This window comes from Streptomyces sp. NPDC001027 (assembly GCF_040299045.1).
In the GTDB taxonomy this organism is placed as follows: Bacteria; Actinomycetota; Actinomycetes; order Streptomycetales; family Streptomycetaceae; genus Streptomyces.
In genome coordinates this window covers 1-2169 of sequence record NZ_JBEPBI010000519.1, presented here as the reverse complement: position 1 = coordinate 2169, position 2169 = coordinate 1, and the positions used below count along the sequence as shown (strand labels likewise).

General features: G+C 71.7%; 3 protein-coding genes. 1 reads left to right on the top strand and 2 read right to left on the bottom strand.

Annotated elements, in window-relative coordinates:
* A partial coding sequence (locus tag ABT300_RS43450) for a maltotransferase domain-containing protein (RefSeq protein WP_351688546.1) occupies positions 1 to 1011 on the bottom strand: 1011 nt, incomplete at its 3' end.
* Positions 1012 to 1085: 74 nt separating this feature from the next.
* Complete coding sequence (locus ABT300_RS43445) at positions 1086 to 1385, bottom strand: DUF5133 domain-containing protein (protein WP_351688543.1); 300 nt, start codon at positions 1383 to 1385, stop codon at positions 1086 to 1088.
* A 290-nt stretch (positions 1386 to 1675) separates the two neighbouring features.
* Between ABT300_RS43445 and ABT300_RS43440 the strand changes: the two genes are divergently transcribed.
* Positions 1676 to 2169: pep a2 (locus ABT300_RS43440; RefSeq protein WP_351688540.1), on the top strand; the 494-nt coding region annotated here is incomplete at its 3' end.

Sequence of the window (2169 nt, the reverse complement as noted above, 5' to 3'; positions counted from 1 at the left end):
GGCGATGGTGCCGTCGGGGCGGTGGTGGAACCACTCGGGGTGTTTGTGGACCCAGGGGTGGTCGGGGGAGCACTGCAGGGCGAAGTCGAGGGCGATCTCCAGGTCCAGGGCGCGGGCCTGCTCGACGAACCAGGCGAAGTCCTCCAGGGTGCCCAGCGCGGGGTGGACGGCGTCGTGGCCGCCTTCGGGGGAGCCGATCGCCCAGGGCACGCCGACGTCGTCGGGCCGGGGGTCGAGGGTGTTGTTGCGGCCCTTGCGGAAGGTGGCGCCGATGGGGTGGATCGGGGGGAGGTAGACGACGTCGAAGCCCATCGCGGCGATCGCGGGGAGTCTGCGGGCGGCGGTGCGGAAGGTGCCGTGCGGCTGTTGCGGGGTGCCCTCGGAGCGGGGGAAGAACTCGTACCAGGAGCCGTACAGGGCGCGTTCGCGTTCCACCAGCAGCGGCAGCGGCTCCGACGCGGTCACCAGCTCCCGCAGCGGAGACCGCGCCAGCACGGCGTCCACCTCCGGCGTCAACGCCGCGGCGTAGCGCTCGGCCACCGAGGTCGTGTCGTCGAGGAGCCTCTTCGCCGTCTCCCGCAGCAGGGCGCGCTGCGGGCCGCGCGGCGCGCGGGCGGCGGCCTTCTCGTGGAGCAGGCCGCCCTCCTCGAGGACCAGTCCCGGGTCGATCCCCGCCGGGATCTTGATCTCGGCGGCGCGGCGCCAGGTGGCGATCGGGTCGCTCCAGGCCTCTACGGCGAAGGTCCAGCGGCCCATGGCCTCCAGCGTCACGTCCGCGCCCCAGCGGTCGCTGCCGGGGGCGAGCTCCCGCATCGGCGTCCAGGGCCCGCGGCCGCCCTCCGGGCTCTTGAGGACCACGTTGGCGCCGATGACGTCGTGACCCTCGCGGAACACCGTCGCGGAGATCCGCACCGTCTCACCGACCACGGCTTTCGCCGGCCGTCTCCCGCACTCCACACGCGGTTCGACGTCCCGCACCGGGATCCGGCCGATCGCCCTGGTGGACTTCACCTCTGTACCTCCGCTGACTGAAAATTGCTTCGTTCGCCCGGTGTTGGGCGAGGGAACTGCTCCGCCGCGGGCGGCTATGTCTCCGCGGGCAGGCAGGGCAGGGGGCGCGTCACGGTGAGCCGTGCGGCGCCGTTCCTCAGGCTCGTGCCCCGGCGCTCGCGGTGGCGGGCGGCCGTGCCGGCGCGCAGATACTGCTCCGCGGCGTCCGCGGCCTCCCTGGCGCACCGCTTGCCCATCAGCACGCACAGCGTGTACCCGCAGTCCTCGAAGGCGGCCCGCGCGGTGCGGTCCTCGGGGTGCGCGAGCATGGCCCGCTCCCAGGACCGGAAACTGCGCAGGGTTCTGGCGACTTCGGTCTTCGCTGGTTGCAGCATCGCGCTGTTCACCTTCCGGGAGTTCACGAGGTACGCCGCTCGAGACGAGCGGGTCGGCCCTTTCCGCAGAGGTGCGAAAACGTCCAACCTCCCGAGGCCTTCACTTATGGTGCACGGCGCATCACCCAACGTCCTGTTGGATCTTGATTGTGGTGCGCTCGTGTTGCACGAATGGCGTAGCAACCCCACTGTGGTTGTGACTCTGAAGCGATTACCGCTCACGCTTCGTGTCCACGGCCCGTCCGTCGGGCCGACCGAAAGCGGAGCCTCGCCGGTGAGGAGCGAACGAGATGAAGACCGCAGTCCCCTGCTACTACCACCTCGATGTGGACGTCAGCCCGGAACGCGTAGGACAGGTCGGGCGCATCCTGGCCGCGCACCTGAACCACTGGGACCTCCAGACGCTCGTAGAGCCGGTCTGCCGCGGCGCCGGGATGCTGCTCGAGGCCATCGACGAGCACGCCACCGACAAGCACACCTCGATCGAGATGTGGTGGAACGGCCAGCATCTGATCACCGCCCTCGGGGGCGACGACCGCCATCTGCGCCCCGACCGGCACCTGCGGGCCTGCCTGGAGCGCATCGCCGCCATGAGCGACGGCTGGGGGTGCTGCTCCACCGACGTCGGCGGCAAGGTCATCTGGTTCTCCCAGCGGGCCCGCTCGGGCGAGCGCAAGCCGCTGGTGCCGACCGCGCCGGCGCCGAACCTGCGCGAGGGGCGCAAGGTGCCCCGCGCGCTGCAGGTGGCCGTCGTCGCCCCGGCCGCCGAGGAACCGCGCGTGCC